Source organism: Synechococcus sp. WH 7805, from assembly GCF_000153285.1.
GTDB lineage: Bacteria > Cyanobacteriota > Cyanobacteriia > PCC-6307 > Cyanobiaceae > Synechococcus_C.
In genome coordinates this window covers 2,122,571-2,139,533 of sequence record NZ_CH724168.1, presented here as the reverse complement: position 1 = coordinate 2,139,533, position 16,963 = coordinate 2,122,571, and the positions used below count along the sequence as shown (strand labels likewise).

General features: G+C 57.8%; 16 protein-coding genes. 8 read left to right on the top strand and 8 right to left on the bottom strand.

Annotated features, from left to right (window positions below; translation table 11 throughout):
- The first annotated feature begins 24 nt into the window (after positions 1 to 24).
- The 5 genes from WH7805_RS10805 to WH7805_RS10785 all read left to right on the top strand — a co-directional run bounded on the left by WH7805_RS10805 (position 25) and on the right by WH7805_RS10785 (position 4,575).
- Positions 25 to 783 (top strand): phycobilisome rod-core linker polypeptide, encoded by a 759-nt coding sequence (locus tag WH7805_RS10805; protein ID WP_006043123.1) that lies wholly within the window; start codon positions 25 to 27, stop codon positions 781 to 783.
- A gap of 158 nt (positions 784 to 941) precedes the next feature.
- The gene (locus tag WH7805_RS10800; RefSeq protein WP_006043121.1) at positions 942 to 2,015 is read left to right on the top strand and encodes a DUF4912 domain-containing protein; all 1,074 of its coding nucleotides are present in this window, start codon (positions 942 to 944) and stop codon (positions 2,013 to 2,015) included.
- Between the two features lie 10 nt (positions 2,016 to 2,025).
- On the top strand, positions 2,026 to 2,208 hold the full coding sequence (locus WH7805_RS10795) for a hypothetical protein (RefSeq protein WP_006043120.1): 183 nt from the start codon (positions 2,026 to 2,028) through the stop codon (positions 2,206 to 2,208).
- 39 nt (positions 2,209 to 2,247) lie between these two features.
- Positions 2,248 to 3,678 carry a phosphatidylserine/phosphatidylglycerophosphate/cardiolipin synthase family protein gene (locus WH7805_RS10790; RefSeq protein WP_006043119.1) on the top strand — a complete coding sequence of 477 codons (1,431 nt, stop codon included), beginning with the start codon at positions 2,248 to 2,250 and terminating at the stop codon, positions 3,676 to 3,678.
- Between the two features lie 519 nt (positions 3,679 to 4,197).
- The gene (locus WH7805_RS10785) at positions 4,198 to 4,575 is read left to right on the top strand and encodes a hypothetical protein (protein WP_232199000.1); all 378 of its coding nucleotides are present in this window, start codon (positions 4,198 to 4,200) and stop codon (positions 4,573 to 4,575) included.
- A gap of 5 nt (positions 4,576 to 4,580) precedes the next feature.
- On the opposite strand, the gene WH7805_RS10780 is transcribed toward WH7805_RS10785, so the two are convergent.
- Positions 4,581 to 4,820, bottom strand: a complete 240-nt coding sequence (locus WH7805_RS10780; protein WP_006043117.1) for a hypothetical protein — start codon at positions 4,818 to 4,820, stop codon at positions 4,581 to 4,583.
- Between the two features lie 112 nt (positions 4,821 to 4,932).
- Here WH7805_RS10780 and WH7805_RS10775 point away from each other — a divergent pair, with 112 nt between their 5' ends.
- The gene (locus WH7805_RS10775) at positions 4,933 to 6,591 is read left to right on the top strand and encodes an alpha-D-glucose phosphate-specific phosphoglucomutase (protein ID WP_006043116.1); all 1,659 of its coding nucleotides are present in this window, start codon (positions 4,933 to 4,935) and stop codon (positions 6,589 to 6,591) included.
- Between the two features lie 53 nt (positions 6,592 to 6,644).
- Here the strand turns inward: WH7805_RS10775 and WH7805_RS10770 are convergent, their stop codons facing one another.
- From WH7805_RS10770 to WH7805_RS10760, 3 genes are read right to left on the bottom strand one after another with little or no spacing between them, the layout of a single operon-like run.
- Positions 6,645 to 6,938: a hypothetical protein gene (locus WH7805_RS10770; protein ID WP_006043115.1), complete on the bottom strand. Its 294-nt coding sequence runs from the start codon at positions 6,936 to 6,938 to the stop codon at positions 6,645 to 6,647.
- A complete protein-coding gene (locus WH7805_RS10765; protein ID WP_006043114.1) occupies positions 6,935 to 10,342 on the bottom strand; it encodes an efflux RND transporter permease subunit in 3,408 nt (1,135 codons plus the stop codon). The genes WH7805_RS10770 and WH7805_RS10765 overlap by 4 nt, the downstream gene beginning before the upstream one ends.
- A gap of 11 nt (positions 10,343 to 10,353) precedes the next feature.
- Positions 10,354 to 11,460 (bottom strand): efflux RND transporter periplasmic adaptor subunit, encoded by a 1,107-nt coding sequence (locus WH7805_RS10760; RefSeq protein ID WP_038004662.1) that lies wholly within the window; start codon positions 11,458 to 11,460, stop codon positions 10,354 to 10,356.
- 24 nt (positions 11,461 to 11,484) lie between these two features.
- Here WH7805_RS10760 and WH7805_RS10755 point away from each other — a divergent pair, with 24 nt between their 5' ends.
- Complete coding sequence (locus WH7805_RS10755; RefSeq protein ID WP_006043112.1) at positions 11,485 to 13,764, top strand: AAA family ATPase; 2,280 nt, start codon at positions 11,485 to 11,487, stop codon at positions 13,762 to 13,764.
- A 70-nt stretch (positions 13,765 to 13,834) separates the two neighbouring features.
- Here the strand turns inward: WH7805_RS10755 and WH7805_RS10750 are convergent, their stop codons facing one another.
- From WH7805_RS10750 to WH7805_RS10740, 3 genes are all read right to left on the bottom strand, one after another.
- Entirely contained in the window at positions 13,835 to 14,464 is a 630-nt protein-coding gene (locus tag WH7805_RS10750; protein ID WP_006043111.1) for an alpha/beta hydrolase, read from the bottom strand.
- Between the two features lie 164 nt (positions 14,465 to 14,628).
- Positions 14,629 to 15,135 (bottom strand): thymidylate synthase, encoded by a 507-nt coding sequence (locus WH7805_RS10745; protein WP_232198999.1) that lies wholly within the window; start codon positions 15,133 to 15,135, stop codon positions 14,629 to 14,631.
- Positions 15,136 to 15,149: 14 nt separating this feature from the next.
- Complete coding sequence (locus WH7805_RS10740) at positions 15,150 to 15,764, bottom strand: 4'-phosphopantetheinyl transferase superfamily protein (RefSeq protein ID WP_232198998.1); 615 nt, start codon at positions 15,762 to 15,764, stop codon at positions 15,150 to 15,152.
- A 49-nt stretch (positions 15,765 to 15,813) separates the two neighbouring features.
- On the opposite strand from WH7805_RS10740, the gene bcp reads away from it, so the two are divergent.
- On the top strand, positions 15,814 to 16,281 hold the full coding sequence (gene bcp, locus WH7805_RS10735; RefSeq protein ID WP_006043108.1) for a thioredoxin-dependent thiol peroxidase: 468 nt from the start codon (positions 15,814 to 15,816) through the stop codon (positions 16,279 to 16,281).
- Here bcp and WH7805_RS10730 read toward each other — a convergent pair.
- Positions 16,278 to 16,961, bottom strand: a complete 684-nt coding sequence (locus tag WH7805_RS10730; RefSeq protein ID WP_006043107.1) for a type III pantothenate kinase — start codon at positions 16,959 to 16,961, stop codon at positions 16,278 to 16,280. The two genes, bcp and WH7805_RS10730, sit on opposite strands and share 4 nt — an antisense overlap.
- Positions 16,962 to 16,963 lie beyond the last annotated feature (2 nt).

Here is a 16,963-nt window from a genome sequence, read left to right as displayed (position 1 = left end):
TCACGCCAGTGGATTCCTAAACGCGTGGCACTCCCCCTTCTGCAATACGCCCCAACCACGCAGAACAACCGAGTCGCTGCCATCCGGGTCGCCTCTGACGAGAACCAGCGTTCACGCCAGATGGATATCTCGATGGACGCGGAGAACCTCACAACGGTGATCGAGTCGGCCTATCGGCAGATCTTCTTCCACGCGTTCAAAAGCGACCGCGAGACCTTTCTCGAATCCCAGCTGCGAAACGGTCAGATCACCGTCAGGGATTTCATTCGAGGCCTGTGTCTTTCGGACACGTTCAAGCGCAGTTTCTACAGCCTCAACTCCAACTACAAGGTGGTCCGCCACTTGGTTGAGAAGGTTCTTGGTCGCAAGACCCATGGCAAATCCGAAGAGATTGCCTGGTCGATCGTGATCGCCACCAAAGGTGTCGAGGGGATGGTGGACGCTCTTCTCGATAGTGAGGAATACCTCAACGCCTTTGGATACGACACGGTTCCTTATCAGCGCAACCGTGTCCTTCCAGGGCGCGAACTCGGTGAGACCCCCTTCAACATCACCACGCCCCGTTACGACGAGTACTACCGAGGCATTCTCGGATTCCCTCAGGTCATCTACACCGGCATCGCCAAGGCCTTACCCCCGAGAGCGAAGCGCGTCCGCGGTGGCTTCCCCGAGGACTACCTGCCCTGGGTCCGTGGCATGGCCGGAGCAACCGGAGCTTCACCCAGCGGATCCGCCGACATCGACTATCTCTCAAAGGTCCCCTATCGCAGCGTGGGACGCTGAGCGATCGCTTGCTTCATCAGTTCAACGGGGCCAAAGGCCCCGTTTTTTTGTGGGACAAGGCCACCTGCAGTCAGAAGATGCTGACCACAGGCGTTCCGATTGTTTGAAAAAAGGAAATTGCCTGCAGACTGATCCCGAAGAAACCCGGTAGACCTCCAGTGACGCAAGCCATCACGAATCTCGCCCGTCTGACTCTTCGTCAGCTGCGTCAGATGGCTAGTGATCTCGGGGTAACTCTCTACAGCCGCAAGAGCAAGGAAGCTCTGGTCTCGGCGATCGCGGAGAAGCAGGAGCGTCGAGGTGGAGACCTCAAGGCGATCGAAGCCGAGCTGAACCCACCAGCACGCCCCCAGACAAGCACCAGGGTTGTTTTTCTGCCCCGTGATCCCCAGTGGGCTTATGTGTTCTGGGAGATCTCCGATGAGGATCGCCGGCATGCGCAGTCTGAGGGGGCTTCACACCTCAGCCTTCGTTTAGCTGACGTGACCGGTCTTCAAGGCGGGTCTTCCCATCCCCACACCCTCCAGGAAGTTCCAGTCGATAGCCACAGCACGGAGTGGTACCTCCCTGTTCCGCTGTGCGACCGCGATTATCGGGTTGAGCTCGGTTTCCGTGCAGGCAGCAACTGGATCTCTCTGGCCTTCTCTTCAGTGGCAAGAGTTCCTGCTCTTCATCCCAGCGACCAGATCCTCGATCAGTTTGTTCCTTTCAGCCTCGACACAACGACGACGCCGGCTCCTGAGCCGATCGTTACACCGATCGAGTCCGGTGACAGCGGCTTGCACGAGCGCCTCTACCAAAGCGCAACCACCCACTTCCGTAGCCGAAGGGTTGGTTCTGAAGTCCTGCACGAGCAGGACTTCTACTCCAGTGATCAACGTGGACTCAGCGATTCCGGGGCAGGCCTTTGGGCCAGTGGCCGCAACGAATCAGGCCTCGGTGGCGTGGCTCCACGTCAACGCAGCTTCTGGTTGGTCGCCGATGCTGAACTGATCGTTTATGGAGCCACGGATCCCTCCGCCCGCCTCACCATCGGAGATGAGGAAGTGCCCCTTTCCAGCGAAGGAACATTCCGCATCCAGGTTCCTTTCCGTGATGGCGAGCAAACCTACGCGATCGAGGCCACAGCAGCGGATGGGGAGCAGAAACGCAACATCACGCTCAACTTCGAGCGGGTGACCCCAGAAGACAACAGCAACCCCGCCAGCGAAGCCAAAGCTGAGTGGTTCTGATTGCGTGGGGATGAACAATCGCCCGCTGCGCTGGTTTGTGGCCATCACCCCCCTAGCAGGGGCCATGATTTTTCCGGTGGCTGTTCCATTGACGATGGCCAAGGTTGGGATCGGAGCTGGTGTTGGCCTCGCTCTTGTTCTGAGCAGTCTCTGGTTTGTCACCATGCTTCGCACCTCGGAAATGCCCCACTGAACTTGGCCGGGGAATCCTGCTGTCATCCGCACCAGCGTGATGAACAACGCTCCAATTACCCGGAAATTCCTGTGTTTAACGCGACCATCCTTCGCGTTGCTGGCTTTCACATTGCTTGGTTGCAGCCAGCCCGGGGTTGTGATCGGCAGTGCGTCGAGCAACCTTCCCGTTCCACCCGGAATCCAGGTTCAGTTCAACCACCGCGATAACAACCGCTACCGATCTCCTCTGGGAGACCAGTGGCGCAATGGCGACGATTTAGAGCGGCACCTGGTCGAACACATCGACCGTGCCACGAATGAGTTGCTCGTGGCGGTTCAGGAGCTCACACTTCCTCAGATCGCCTCCGCACTGGTGAGAGCCCACCAACGCGGAGTCATCGTGCAAGTGGTGCTTGAAAACACCTACAGCGCACCCTGGGCAGACCTGCATGAATCGGATCTGCCAGCCCACGCCCGCCAGAGGCTTCGACGGTTGAAAGCTCTTGCCGACCTCGATAGTGATGGCGTGTTGACATCGCGCGAGCGTCGAGCTGGTGATGCAGTGGGGCTGCTGCAACAGGGCGGTATCCCTGTCATCGACGACACCGAGGACGGCAGCCGCGGCAGTGGACTGATGCACCACAAGTTCATGGTGATCGACCAGCAACTGGTGATCACAGGCAGTGCCAACTTCACAAGCTCCGGTATTCACGGCGATGCGGGCGCGCCACGGACGCGCGGGAATGTGAATCATCTGCTGAGCATCCAAAGCACCGAGCTGGCGAATGTATTCAGAGAGGAATTCCAGATCCTGTGGGGGGATGGTCCGGGTGGCCTGCAGAACAGCCGCTTCGGGAGAGGAAAGCCAAGCCGGCCTGTCAGAGGTGTGATGGTGGGGGGGGTACGGGTGGATGTGCTGTTCGCTCCCCATAGCCAGCGATCTGAAGACCATGGCCTCCAACTGATCGCCCAACACCTGACCGCCGCGAAGCACAGCATTGATCTGGCACTGTTCGTTTTCTCAGCCCAGTCGCTTACAGATGTACTGGCCGAACGCAGTCAATCGCAAGTGGCGATCAGGCTGCTGGCGGATCCTGGCTTTGCCAGTCGGTCCTTCTCAGAGGTGCTCGATTTACTCGGAGTGGACCTTCCTGACCGTTTCTGCAAGTTGGAAAAGGGCAACCGTCCTTTGGTCAAGGCTCTGAGCGGAGTCGGCTCCCCGCGCCTCGCCCGTGGCGACAAGCTGCATCACAAGTTCGCTGTAATCGACAACCGCATCGTGATCACTGGATCCTTCAACTGGAGCCCGAGTGCTGCGCATCAGAACGATGAAACCCTGCTAGTGATTCACTCACCCCAGCTGGCAGCGCATTTCAACCGTGAAATCGATCGGATGTGGCGAGGTGCGGAACTGGGAATCACACCATGGATGCGCCGCAAGCTGGAACGGCAACGGGTCAAGTGCGGGAGTGGGACAACGCGAGCATGAGCCATTGCTTTGGCATCGGCTGAAAAGGGAAGTGCGCCCCCTGCTGGAGTTCAGCCAACGCAGGAATCGCACGAACATTCTTTGCTGCCGGCTATCACGCGATCGGGAACGATTTCAAAGGCCAGGCCATCAATCAGACCCAACACAAACTGACCGACCCGCAGGTGGATGATGTTTGCGACCAGCTCGTCCGTCGTTGCCAGCGCTTACGTCGAGCGAGCAACAGCCCCTCGATCCTCGTCGGCAAATCACTGGGAGCGGCTCAGCCACCTCGAACACATCCACGGGCCCGTCGTCATCATTCAGGAGGAGGAAGACCGCTACGGAGCAAGAACCTGATCGCGGGGCTGACACTCTCCGAATCGAGCAGCATGGTGTGGATCGCTGGTGCCGAACACGGCTTCAAGCACCACATCCCTGCACTCAAAGACGCTGTGGCAGGAGCTTGTCAGGCGATTCTCAAAGCATCCGATTGTTGGAGATCAGAGGCAGAATGACATTCTCGATCTGCACCTCACCTTGCGCTTCCTGACTCTTCTGCTCAGCCTCGCGGTGTTGAGGGTTCCCGCCGCTCAGGCAAATGTTAAGTACGTTCCTTTCCCCACAAAAGAGGAGCTGCGCACCCTTCAGCTGCTCGCCTACGAGTGTTCGCGTGAGAACGAGACCGGGAGCTGCGAGCGCACTCGATTAACAGCAGACCCAATGATGGATCACCCGCGGCTGCCCGCTGCCTGCAAGGACGCCGTGTGGGAACTGATCCAGGCCTCGACCGCAGTGGATACCAACACGTTCCAACGCCGCGACAGGATCGACAGTCCAGCGCGGCGCCTCACCGTGGTTTGCGCCAAACCGGTCAAGCCCCAACAACAAACCCCTCAATTTCCAGGTAAGGCCTGAGGGTCTTATGACCAATCAAAACTAAAGCGCTGACCGGGAAGAAGCCGAGTCACCTCTGAACGAGCTTCTTCCAGCAACTGTGCGCTGATCAGGGGGTTGCTTTTCAGATCCCGGATCAACTCATTCATATCATCACTGGTGAGGCCATGGCTGGACACCATGGATTCCAGACGTTTGCGAAACCCATCAAGCACTGCCTTTTGCTTATCAGAGAGCGGTTCGGCGTTGGGGTGATCGATCTGCATGAGGCATGGGAACCCGCACGTGAAAGAAAGGTAGCTGCGACAACTGGTTGTGCCGAACACCCGTCTTGCGTTCAGGCGTGTTTAGGTTCCCGTTGAAACGCTGCCTGATGGGATGACCGCATCCGCTTCGGCTAAACCGACGCACACCCTTGTTCGTCTGGACGCTCCCTTCACTGACCAGAAACCCGGCACCTCCGGCCTGCGCAAAAGCAGCACCCAGTTCGAGGAGCCCCATTATCTGGAGAGCTTCATCGAGGCTTCATTGCGCACGCTGCCAGGCGTGCAGGGGGGAACCCTGGTGCTGGGGGGAGATGGACGTTATGGCAACCGCCGCGCCATCGACGTGATTCTGCGAATGGGCGCAGCCCATGGTCTGAGCAAGGTGATCGTCACCACCGGCGGGATCCTCTCCACACCGGCCGCCTCCAACCTGATCCGGCAGCGCCAAGCCATCGGCGGGATCATCCTGTCCGCCAGCCATAACCCCGGTGGTCCTGACGGTGACTTCGGCGTGAAGGTCAACGGCGCCAATGGTGGACCCACCCCCGCCTCCTTCACCGATGCGGTCTACGAGTGCACCAAGACCCTGGAGGAATACACGATTGTTGAGGCCGCAGCGATCCCACTGGATGCGCCGGGTCTGCACAGCATCGGTGCCATGCAGGTGGAGGTGATCGACGGCGTGGACGATTTCGTCGCGTTGATGCAGGAGCTGTTCAACTTTGATCAGATCCGCGATCTAATCCGCAGCGACTTCCCGCTGGCCTTCGATGCCATGCATGCCGTCACCGGGCCCTACGCCACCCGCTTGTTCGAAGGTCTGCTGGGTGCACCAGCCGGAAGCGTGCGCAACGGAGTCCCCCTAGAGGACTTCGGCAAGGGGCACCCCGACCCCAACCTCACCTACGCCCACGAGCTGGCTGAACTACTGCTCGAAGGCGACGACTACCGCTTCGGTGCCGCCTGCGACGGCGATGGGGATCGCAACATGATTCTGGGCCAGCGCTGCTTTGTGAATCCCAGCGACAGTCTCGCGGTGCTGACCGCCAACGCCACGCTGGCGCCGGCCTACGCCTCCGGCTTGGCGGGTGTGGCCCGTTCCATGCCCACCAGCGCAGCAGTGGATGTGGTGGCCAAGGAGCTGGGGATTGACTGCTTCGAAACCCCCACAGGCTGGAAATTCTTCGGCAACCTTCTGGACGCCGGCAAGATCACCCTTTGCGGTGAAGAGAGTTTCGGTACAGGCAGCAACCATGTGCGAGAAAAAGACGGCCTCTGGGCCGTGCTGTTCTGGCTGCAGATCCTGGCCGAACGCCGCTGCAGCGTCGCCGAAATCATGGCCGAGCATTGGAAGCGCTTCGGACGCCACTACTACTCGCGCCACGACTATGAAGCCGTTGCCAGCGAAGCCGCCCATGGCCTTTACGACCGCCTGGAGGCCATGTTGCCGAACCTGGTTGGCCAGCCCTTTGCTGGACGCACCATCAGCGAAGCCGACAACTTCAGCTACACCGACCCCGTCGATGGTTCCGTCACCACCGGCCAGGGTTTGCGCATCCTGTTGGACGACGGGAGCCGCGTGGTGGTGCGCCTCTCCGGCACAGGCACCAAGGGAGCCACGATCCGGATTTATCTGGAGAGCTATGTGCCCAACAGCGGCGACCTCAACCAGGATCCCCAAGTCGCCCTGGCCGAGATGATCAGCGCGATCAACGACCTGGCTGAAATTCAGTCGCGCACCGGCATGGACAGGCCCACTGTGATCACTTGATCAAGCCTGTTCATCGAAATGAGCACACTGCCTCCCGAGAGGGGGGCTTTTTTTTAGCCGCGAGGAGCGCGTTGCTTTTGGCGATACTCCTTTTCAGGTGACGCTTCCTGCAGCTGGCGCATGCTCTCGATGGATGAGCCGAACAGAGCCGCAGATGCCACCACCACTCCGTAGAGGTAAAGGAGTCGATTTTTGGAAAGATCTGCTGGGGTGTTGCGGATAAAAGTTTCAAGGAACAACGCCAGCACAACGCCGATGCCGGCACCGATGAACGCCGCCCAGAGCACCTTGAATCCATTGAATCCAGGAGGAGTGCCTGACTCCTTGCCAGCAGGAGCTTTGCTCATGCGCTGACCTCCGCGTCAGCCTGCCCCTCTGCCTGACCCAACAGGGTCTTCATCACGACGTAGAAGACTGGGACGACAAACAGAGACAACACTGTGGCGATCAACAGACCGCCGAACACCACGGCACCGAGAGAGGTTTGACTCCTAGCACCGGCACCACTGGCAAAAACGAGCGGAATAAAGCCGAACAGCGATGAAATCGCCGTCATCAAAATCGGCCTGAGCCTGGATCCTGCGGCATAGCGAGCCGCTTCCAGAGCATTGGCACCGGCCTGCATGCGTTGGTTGGCCATGTCCACGATCAAGATGCCGTTACCGGCAGCGAGCCCAATCAGCATCACCAGACCCACCTGCGCATAAACATTGAGCACCTCACCGCGCAGCGCCAGAAAGGCCAGGGCCCCGAGCATTGCCGTTGGAACCGTCATCAGGATGATCAAAGGATCCGAATAGCTTTCGTACTGAGCCGAGAGCACCAGATACACCGCCAGGATGCCAAGGGCGAAAATCACCACCGCGAGTGCACCCGCCTTGACCTCTTCTCGAGAGATACCTGTCCAGTCGAAACCGAGCCCCTGGGGATTCAGTGTTTCAAAGGTGCCTTTCATGGCGGTGATCGCCTGGCCTGAGCTCTTGCCAGCAGCTGGTGTGCCCTCAATCTTGATGGCCCGGTAAAGGTTGAAATGTGGAACCACCGTCGGTCCAAGGGTCTCGCGAACCGTGAAGAACTCAGATAGGGGAATCTGTTTGCCGCTCAGATCCTTCACGTAGATCGATGAAAGTTTCTCTGGTGTGGCCCGACTTTGAGCATCAGCTTGCACATAAACGCGGCGCACCTTGCCTTCTTGGAAGGTGTCGTTCACATACAAGCCTCCGAAATTGACACTGAAGGTCTGCATCGCAGAGCCAAAGTCCACATCAACAGCGGCCATGCGCTCACGATCAACCTTGATCTCGATCTGGGGAGACTCAGGAGCGAACAGGGTGTACACCCTGTTGAGATCAGAATCGGCATTACCTGCCTGCACGAGGCGTCCAGCGGTGGCATAGAGATCAGCAAGGTTGTAAGCACCCCCGCTTTGATCCAGCAACTGGAATTCAAAACCGCCTCCGGTTCCATAGCCAGGAATGGCAGGAGGTTCAACCACGATGACCCGAGCACCATCGACGGAGGCAGCCAATTTCTGATTGAGTCGCTCCACGATGGCGCCGACGTTCTGATCCCTCTCCTTGCGATCAGACCAATTCTTCGTGCCAAAGAAGAACAGACCCTTATTCGGGCTGTTTCCATCAAGACTGGCTCCGCTGAACACCGATGCGGCTGTGATGTCTTTTTCTGTTCTCAAGACAGCGGCCACCTTCTGGTTGATGGCTTCAGTCACTTGAGTGGACACGCCCTCAGGAGCCTGAACAACTCCGATGGCGTACCCCTGATCCTCAATCGGGACGAACCCCCCAGGGATCGCTCGGAACGCAACAGCGGTAAGGAGGATGCCAACGCCGAGAATCCCCATCACAAGCCGGCGTGAACCCAGGGCCCAGTTCAAGGCGGAGGAATAGCGGGTTTCCATCGCCGCATAGAAGCGATTGAAGTTGGCGAAAATCACGGGCGTGAACCACCCCAGAGTGAGGCCCAGGGCGGGATAGAAAATCACCGGAAGAATCCGGCTCACACCCACGAGCACCAACCCGGCAATGGCTCCACCAATGGTGAAGGGGAGAACAGCTTCACGTTGAAGGAAGCGGGACAGCAGCAGCCCGATCAGGGCGCCAACGATGGTCGGCACCAACACAAGCGCCGCACCATCACCCACCACAAGAAGTCCGTAGATGAATCCGATCACGGTTCCGGCGATGGCGTACACCTTGCGTCCGGGATCTTTTGATTCGCGCGCCAGCAAAAGGGCCGAAAGCATCGGCGAGAAGGTGAGGGCGTTGAAGGTGGATATAGCGATCGAGAAAATCACCGTGGCAGCGAATTGCTTGTAGATCGTTCCCGTGGCTCCTGGGAAGAAGAGCACTGGCAAGAACACTGCGAACTTCACAAGAGAGGTGGCGATGATGGCTGAGAACAACTCATCCATTGTGGATTTGGCCGCTTCAAGTGCGCTCAGCCCCTCCGACTTTTTGGTGGAGGTGTCTTCAATCACCGTGATCGCATCATCAACGACGAGACCTGTTGCCAACACAAGACCGAAGAGGGTGAGCTGATTCAGCGAAAAACCAAAGGCCAAAACCAGCCCGAAGGTTCCAATCAGTGCGACCGGAATTGCAATTCCAGGAACCAAGGTGGCCTTCCAGTTCTGCAGAAACAGAAAGAGAATCAGCACCACCAGAATCACAGCATCCCGGAGGGAATTCACAACTCCTTTAATTGATGCGGTAATGAAATCGGTATTGTCGTAGATCTTCTCCATCTTCATGCCGATGGGCATGGACTTTTCGAACTCCGCCAGCACCTTCTTGACCCCATCTGACACTTCCAGGGCGTTGCTGCCTGTGAGCTGATAAACAGCGAGGCCCACCGATGGCACTCCCTGGAGATCAGTTGCGCTAACCGCATAGGATTCACCACCCAATTGCACGCTGCCCACGTCGCGGAGACGCACAATTCCGCCTTCATCAGCCGTGCGCACAATCATGTTCTCGAATTCCTCAACACTGCGCAGGCGCCCTTGAAGCTGAACAGTGAATGTGAATTCCTGACCTTTCGGTGAGGGCTCACCGCCAACTTGCCCAGCTGGCACCAGTCGGTTCTGACTGGTGAGTTGATTCACAACATCGGTTGAAGTGAGACCGAATACGGACAATTTGTTCGGATCGAGCCAAAGGCGGAAGGCCAGTTTTCGGTTACCGAAGTAAGTGAGATCACCCACGCCTGTAACCCTTTTGATCGAATCAGTGAGCTTGAGATCAAGCAGGCCGCTGATGGTTTCAGCGCTATAAAGAATCTGCTCGGGATCAGCACTTCCGAAGTTGTAAACCAAAAGGATTGAGTTGGACGCCTTATTAACGGTTACTCCGGCCTTTCGCACTTCTTCAGGTAGCTGAGGCTCTGCCAACGACACCCTGTTTTGGACGTTCACCTGATTGATATCGCCGTCCGTGCCGCTCGCAAAAGCCACATCAATGGCACTCACACCATCGGAAGAACTGTTGGACTTAATAAAGTCCATGTTTTCCACACCATTGATCTGCTGCTCTAGAACGGTGGTGACACCTTCTTCAACTGACACCGCATCAGCACCGGTGTAGGTCGCTCTTACCTTCACCGTCGGAGGAGCAATATCCGGAAGGTTTTCAATCGGCAGAATCGGAATGGCGATCAGGCCAACGATCACGATGAGAATGCTGCAGACCGTGGTGAGAACCGGTCGCGTGATGAAATTATTGGATGCAGACATTATTTAAATCCTCAGCTCTTGACCTTCACGGGCACACCATGACGCAAGCTAAGTAAGTTGCTTGTGATCACCTTCTCACCGAGTTTCAATCCCTTCGTAACGGGATAACGGTTGTTCTGAAGAGACCCAAGATTGACCGGAGTCTGCAGAGCAAACAGTGTTGTGGAAGGAATCTTGCCGGCTTTGATTCCCTTTTTGATACGGGCTATATCGGCTTTTCCAGGCTGAGCCTCAAGTTGCTTGAAGCTGCCAAGCCGAAACACAAAGCTCTGACCCGATGACTGGGTCACAGCAGAAAAAGGCACCGAAGGCTCCTTGCGTTCCTCAAGCTGCAAACGCGTTCGCAAGCGTTGCCCGTTGCGCAGCTTCCCATCAGGGTTAGGAAACACAGCCAGAGCAAGCAGAGCCTGAGTCTCCGAGGAGATATTGGGGTCCACCGAACTCACGGTGCTTTTCGCCAGCACCTCGTCGCTGCCGGGAAGGCTGAGAAGCACCGGCAAGCCCACCTTCACACGGGTTGCTGAGGTGGATGGGATCTCCACACGCGCTTCAAGGGTGTTGTTGCGAATCAACTTGGTGAACGGGTCACCCGAACGCACCACATCACCGACCTTCACGGTGACATCCGCAACCGTGCCTCCAATCGGAGACCTCAGGTTGCTGTAAGCCAAGGTGGCCTCCTGGGCACGCACTTGCGCACGCGAGGCGATGTAGATCGCGCGACGCTGGTCACGCTCAGACGCTTCAGCTGCACCCTGAGGCACAAGAAATTCATAACGCTTGAGCTCAAGCAAATCCTTCTGCTCTTGAGCTCTGGAAGAGGCAAGTCGGGCCTGCTCCTGAGCCTGATCCAAGGTGATCAGCAACTGACCAGGCTGAACCTCATCCCCTTGAGAAATATTGAGTTGGAGGACCCTCCCAGAGGCCTGCGCTGCGAGGTGCACCAGGTCGTTGGCCTCCAGCGTGCTCACCGTATCGATGTCGTCAGTGAAGGATGCCTCCGTCACCGCAGCCTGCTGAACTTCAGGAAGGGGTTTTTGTGCCTCACCCTTCCCGCCACAGGCACTGAGTACAACGGTGGTTAGTGCCAAGGCCAGGCAGGAAGATAGCGCTCGCACGGTTCATCTCCGGTCGGGCGCATTATGACCGCGAATCAGGAACTCGCTGGGCTGTTTGGGCAAGAATCGGCTCATGCACATCAAACGGTCTTGAGCGGATCGCAGGAGTCCGATCTATTCAGTCATCAACGGGAGGCTTTGCTGCGGCGTCAAGCACCTCTCGCTGATCGCTTGCGACCGCGCAATCTCGATGAATTTGTCGGACAGGGAGCAATTCTCGCGGAGGGCCGATTACTACGCCGTGCCATCGCCGCGGATCGTGTTGGCAATCTGATCCTTCATGGCCCACCCGGCGTCGGCAAAACGACCCTGGCCCGAATCATTGCCAATCACACCAGAGCGCATTTCAGTTCGCTCAATGCCGTTCTCGCGGGTGTGAAAGACCTCCGTGCCGAAGTGAGCGAAGCCGGACAGCGGCTGGAACGCCATGGACTGCGCACCATCCTGTTCATCGATGAAGTGCATCGCTTCAACAGCGCACAGCAAGATGCCCTCCTTCCTTGGGTGGAGAACGGCACCCTCACATTGATCGGGGCCACCACGGAAAACCCTTACTTCGAAGTCAACAAGGCACTGGTCAGCCGCTCCCGTCTGTTCCGGCTTCAGACGCTCACGCCGGAAGACCTCAACAAACTCCTGGACAGCGCCTTGAAAGATCCCGAGCGTGGCTACGGCGGTCGCAATATCAAACTCGAACCGGAGGCCGCGGCCCACCTGGTGGACGTGGCATCAGGCGATGCGCGCAGTCTTCTGAATGCCCTTGAGCTGGCGGTGGAGAGCACCCCAGCGGATGACAACGGGGTGATCCGAATTGATCTGGGAATTGCCGAGGAATCCATTCAGCAGAGGGCTGTTCTCTACGACAAGCAGGGGGATGCACACTTCGACACGATCAGTGCCTTCATCAAGTCGATCCGGGGCTCCGATGCTGATGCCACCCTCTTCTGGCTCGCTCGAATGATCGAGGCTGGTGAGAATCCACGCTTCATCTTTAGGCGGATGCTGATCTCTGCTGGCGAGGATGTGGGTCTGGCGGATCCGCAGGCCATGGTGGTAGTGGAAGCCTGTGCCGCCGCCTTTGAACGCGTTGGCCTGCCGGAAGGCCTCTACCCCCTGGCTCAGGCTGCCCTCTACCTGGCCTGCACCGACAAGAGCAACAGCACCGGTGGCTTCTTCGAAGCTCTTCGAACTGTTCGCACCGCCCAACGTCAGGACGTTCCTACGCACCTGAGGGATGCCAACCGCGATGGGGACGCTTTCGGCGATGGCCAGGGATACCGCTATCCCCATGCCTTCCGGGAGCATTGGGTGGCTCAGCAGTACCTCCCGGATGCCCTTCAAGGAGAAGCGTTCTGGGCTCCAAGTCATCAGGGCTGGGAAGGTCAGAGGCGGGAGCTGAACCTGGAGCGCAGAGCAGCCCAGCTCGCTGCTGCAGCGGAAGCCGAGGATGCCCACCCACTTCTGGTGAGCAGCGGGCCCGATCAACCCCAGCTCGAGCGCTGGCTTCAACGGCAACTCGCAGGAGACGGCGAGCGACTCCAGACCCTCCGCAAGCACCTGTGGTCGGATCTCGAATGGAGCCGTACCGATCGAGTCCTGATGCTCAGCGGTCGATCCCTGCTCTGGAGCCTGGATCCCTTGGCGGCAGTTTCGGAGGGAGGCGTGTTGATTCTGTGTGCTTCAGCATCCGATCAGCAGCGTCTGGCAGCGCAGCTGGAGCTGCTGGATCCTTTGAACCGCCCTTCCCTGCTGAGCAACCTGCAGGCCCTTGACGCTCTCAGCCAAAACCACAACTTTGAGGTGATCGGTGGACGCCTCACTCAGGACGATCTCAAGTCGCCAACACTGATGCGGCACTGGCCCGCTATCACCAATCGAACATCCACAGGAGCCCGGCTACGCCTTCTCCTGAGTGAATCAGAACTTGGCCCTGCGTCGGCTCTCCTCGAGCACAGCCAGGAGGCTCTAACGCCTCAAGCCATCCATGAGCTGAATGACCTGAAGGAACTGGAAGCCCGCTGGCTCAGCCAGAGATCGGAGCGTGACGCACTCAGACAACAACTTGAGAACAACGGCTGGACCATTGAAAGCACCAACTGGCAGGAATCCTCCAGCCTGCGCGTGGATCAATCCTTGATGAATCGCTGGCTGGGTGACGGACGGCCCTACCGCGTGAGCTTCGAAAACCACGCCAATGGCGATCCCTCCGCTCTCGTCACCTTGAAAAAAGAACTGATGAAACGTGTTGGTCAACAACTGCCCATGCGGCTGCAGCACTGGCGGCTTGATGGTCGCCGTTGCTGATCGGCATAAAAAAATCCCCGGCAGAGCCGAGGATTGGAGAAGCGAATTGAAATCCGTAGATTTCAAAGGATCACCACAGACCGCGAACAGGAGCGGCAGAGCGAGGAGCGGGAGCTGCAGGGAGAATCTGGTTGGCCTGCACGCAAGCGGGCAGGAACACGTACCAAGACAGCAGGGAGGTGGACTGAGCGCCATCGAGGCCGTCCTTGCAGACGTTCTGAGAACCATCGGAAGAGCCGTTGTCGTTCAGACGGAAGGCAACGGGCAGCTGCTTCATGATGCCGGCAGAGGAGATCTTGCCGTCAGCAGCGTCGAGGATGATGGCGGAACGAAGAGCCACAACAGCGGTCTTCTTCTTCTGCCAGTAAGGGAAGTAGGAACGGGTCTGATCATCCAGGAATGCGACACCATCCTTGGAGTAGAGGAAGCGGGACACACCCACCAGATCCACTTCATAGGTCTTGGTCATGCCTTCTTGGATTTCGTCGGCAGTCCAACCGGAGTTGTTGATACCGGCTTGAAGAGCACGATCGGTGATTTCACCGTCCATGAAGAACTTTTTGAAAGCATTGGACTTGGTGGTCCAGACAGCACCACCGGACACCCAGCGCACGGGGTGCTTGGTGCCAGCTTCAGCGGCGACAGCCAGAGTGGAGATGGAAGCGGCGGCGAGAGCGCCTGCAGCAAAACGGGAGAACACGGACGGCGAGAAAAAGACGTCATTTTGAACTTAGCCGTAGGAAATACGAATGCCAACAACAATCCCTGGATCAGCACGGGAAGTAGCGAAAAATCGCCCAAAAAGGATCACACGTCTTGCGTCTCACGGATCTCACGAGACTCGTGAATCCCTGATCGAATCTCTTAAGGATTTAATTGAGAAAAAGTTGTCCACCCAACAGGACATTGATCAGCTTGCGGTTCAACATCACTGCCTGCAGTTCCTCGGCAATGAAGTCTTTCAAGCTTTTCGCCGTTGAAGCTGACTTGAGCCAAATAAGCCTCTGCCCCCCGCCGAGGGGTCAGCCAGAGCCGGCTCACTCCCTTTGAATTCTCAACCTGAACACCAAGAGAGGCATCAGCTGTAAGACCCAGGTCGGCAAGCGTGGGGGCGAAATGCCCCCAGTAATGACGCGTGAGTTGCCCCTTGGTGAACGCCGAGAGCAACTCTTCAACACCTCTTCGTTGATGCAACGTGGCATCTCTCTCATCCAAGAGGCTGTAGTCGGGATCTGCGCCATCCCAGACGGTTGCCAAGACCTTGCCCGATGGAGAATTCAGCGTCGCCGCGATTCCAAGGCCAGCCAGAATGAATGCTGAAGCCAAAGTAGGAAGGCTGGACCAGGCGGCGACAGGCACTGGATACGGCACCACAACGCTTTTGATCAGGTTAGGAAGAGCCTGATCGATTGCAGCAGTTGTTGATCTGTTGCCACAACGGCGAACTCCCAGGAGTCATGGGCATGCAATGCAGCGGAAAGCCTTTGATGGCTGCGTTGATGAACCACGCTGCGCATCCCAGGACGAACCTCCCAGAAGCGCAGATCACGGGCAATCGCCCCCTGCTGCCACTTGATCGATGCTTCTTTGATCAACCAGTGCTTCAACACAGCCCGTCGCAGGTCTTCCCCTTGCAAATGTTGCAGCCGTTCCCGCTCCTCCTGGGAATAGGCCCGTTGCAGAATCGAGGCCGCAGGAATCATGCGGTCGTGGCGCTCGAGATCCAAACCAATCTGATGCTTTGAACAGCCCAGCAGCAGAGCATCAGGGCAATGGCTCAAGCTCAGGAACCCCCAGCCCCTCGGCAGGGTGGGGGGTTCTCCAGGTGGCGCCTGCAATGGCACCGCCTGAGGGGGCACATTGAAGCAGTTAGCGAGGCAGGCTCGCATCCAGACCCGCGAACGGATGAACACCTCGGAGCGGGCCTTTGGCAAGCGCGTCGACCAATGCTGCTCCTTCGTCGACAAAGAGCTGGCATCACACGGCAGCAGAACAGACATCCGCTGAAACCAGAGGGCCGTTACGCTTCCGCCAGTCCATTCCTGATCCATGACTTTGCAGATCGGTGACCCAGCCCCGGACTTCACGCTTCCGAACGAAAAGGAAGAGCCAGTGACCTTGTCATCACTCAAAGGCCAGCGGGTCGTGATCTATTTCTATCCGAAGGACGCCACGCCAGGGTGCACCAAGGAAGCCTGCAATTTCCGAGATCGATGGGATCAATTCGAGGCCCATGGCATTCATGTCCTGGGAATCAGCAAAGACAATGCCGCATCGCATACCCGCTTCATCAGCAAACAGGAGTTGCCCTTCACTCTGCTCACCGACGTCGAACCCTGCTCTGTGGCCAGCGCTTATGAAAGCTATGGGCTCAAGAAGTTCATGGGACGCGAATACATGGGCATGATGCGACACACCTTTGTTGTGGATGCTCAGGGGAATCTGGAGCTGATCTACCGCAAAGTGAAGGCAGAAATCATGGCTGACCAGATCCTGAATGACCTTGGCCTCAGCTAGCTAACGAGGTCGACGAACGTCTCCATCACAAGATCCGGGGTGTGCTGAACATCCATACCCCGAGCTACCAGCTCGGGGAAAAGAAGCGGAGCGTCTCCTCCGCAAAGCCAGATCGTTCCATCGCAATGGCGCTGGGCACCATTGATCAAACCCAACAGGCTTTGAAGAACACCTTGGGTCATCGCACTCGCAGTGTCAGCAGGAAGTTTCGGGCCTGGCTCCATGCTTGGCACATCAGGTCCCACAACTGGCAAGGCGACAGTCCCCTCACTCATGGATTGGAGCTGAAGGCGCAATCCGGCACAAAGCAGTCCCCCGGCAAAGCATCCGGAAGCCGTAACCCGCGTCAGGCTGAGCACGGTTCCTGCATCCACCACCGACAAATCTTCGCCACCGCTTGATCGACTCCAGGCACCCCATCCAGCTAAAGCCCGATCAATCCCAAGCCAGGGAGGCACATCTTTGAGAGGCACCTGATCAAGATGCACCCGGCTGTCTTCGCTAAGAGAGAGCGCTTCGGGAACAGGCCCCACGGCTGCCCATCGATCGGGGACCATCGCTTTCCAGGAGGGTCCATCCCTTGGAGTCGTATGCCAATACGTCCATTGGGATGTCCCGGCACCTTCAGCCCAGTGCCAGCGCGTATTGCCGATGAGCAGGAATCGCTGCGGATTGATCACCC

What these genes read in the sequence shown, in the direction of transcription:
- WH7805_RS10775 (WP_006043116.1), top strand. Translation starts at nt 4,933, where the DNA reads ATGACCGCATCCGCTTCGGCTAAACCGACGCACACCCTTGTTCGTCTG.
- WH7805_RS10780 (WP_006043117.1), bottom strand. Translation starts at nt 4,820, where the DNA reads ATGCAGATCGATCACCCCAACGCCGAACCGCTCTCTGATAAGCAAAAG.
- WH7805_RS10770 (WP_006043115.1), bottom strand. Translation starts at nt 6,938, where the DNA reads ATGAGCAAAGCTCCTGCTGGCAAGGAGTCAGGCACTCCTCCTGGATTC.
- WH7805_RS10795 (WP_006043120.1), top strand. Translation starts at nt 2,026, where the DNA reads ATGAACAATCGCCCGCTGCGCTGGTTTGTGGCCATCACCCCCCTAGCA.
- WH7805_RS10790 (WP_006043119.1), top strand. Translation starts at nt 2,248, where the DNA reads ATGAACAACGCTCCAATTACCCGGAAATTCCTGTGTTTAACGCGACCA.
- WH7805_RS10740 (WP_232198998.1), bottom strand. Translation starts at nt 15,764, where the DNA reads ATGTCTGTTCTGCTGCCGTGTGATGCCAGCTCTTTGTCGACGAAGGAG.
- WH7805_RS10765 (WP_006043114.1), bottom strand. Translation starts at nt 10,342, where the DNA reads ATGTCTGCATCCAATAATTTCATCACGCGACCGGTTCTCACCACGGTC.
- WH7805_RS10755 (WP_006043112.1), top strand. Translation starts at nt 11,485, where the DNA reads ATGACCGCGAATCAGGAACTCGCTGGGCTGTTTGGGCAAGAATCGGCT.
- bcp (WP_006043108.1), top strand. Translation starts at nt 15,814, where the DNA reads ATGACTTTGCAGATCGGTGACCCAGCCCCGGACTTCACGCTTCCGAAC.